The organism is Streptomyces sp. SM1, from assembly GCF_002910825.1.
GTDB classification, from domain to species: Bacteria; Actinomycetota; Actinomycetes; order Streptomycetales; family Streptomycetaceae; genus Streptomyces; species Streptomyces okerensis.
On the sequence record NZ_NEUB01001056.1, the window covers coordinates 3078 to 3636 of the forward strand.

General features: G+C 70.7%; 1 protein-coding gene. It reads right to left on the reverse strand.

Translation table 11 applies throughout. From position 1 onward, the window contains the following. Positions 1-524, reverse strand: a 524-nt coding sequence (locus B9S61_RS40155) for a transposase (RefSeq protein ID WP_219820016.1), incomplete at its 3' end; no start/stop codon positions are given. Between the last annotated feature and the right edge of the window lie 35 nt (positions 525-559).

Below are 559 nucleotides of genomic sequence, written 5' to 3' on the forward strand. Positions count from 1 at the left end.
ACTTCGCCGGTGTAGCGGTGCCGCCGCGCGACCAGCACACTCGTCCCCGCCCCGTTCACGTTCTCGCTCTCGTCGGGAGCGTCGTCGGGACGGACGTCGAGCCAGGCCCAGTCGTACTCGCGGGTGCCCTTGGTGCCGTGTCCGGTCTGCCGGCGCATCCACTGCCCAGGCCGCACCTTGTTGATCAGCTTGCGGGCCTCCCACCGGCGGCCGGAACCGTCGGTGACCTGGTACGTAGCGGCGATGCCGACCGTGTAGCCGAGCCCGAGCGCCCGTATACCCCGGCGCAGTTCGCGCCCGCAGTACACCTCGTCGCCCGCAAACCAGCGGGCCTCGATCCCGGCAGCGAGTGCGTCGGCGGCCATGGACAGGGCCTGCTGCGGCTTCGTCGCGAAGGCGATCTCCTCCGGCACCCCGGTCATCTCACGGCGTTCCTCGTCCGCGGCCCAGTCCGCCGGGAGATACAGGGCGCGATCGATCAGCACCTTCGTCGTCGCGGTGACCGCCGCCAGATGCACCGCCACCTGGCACAGTCCGACACCGCCGAGGGCTTGTATCT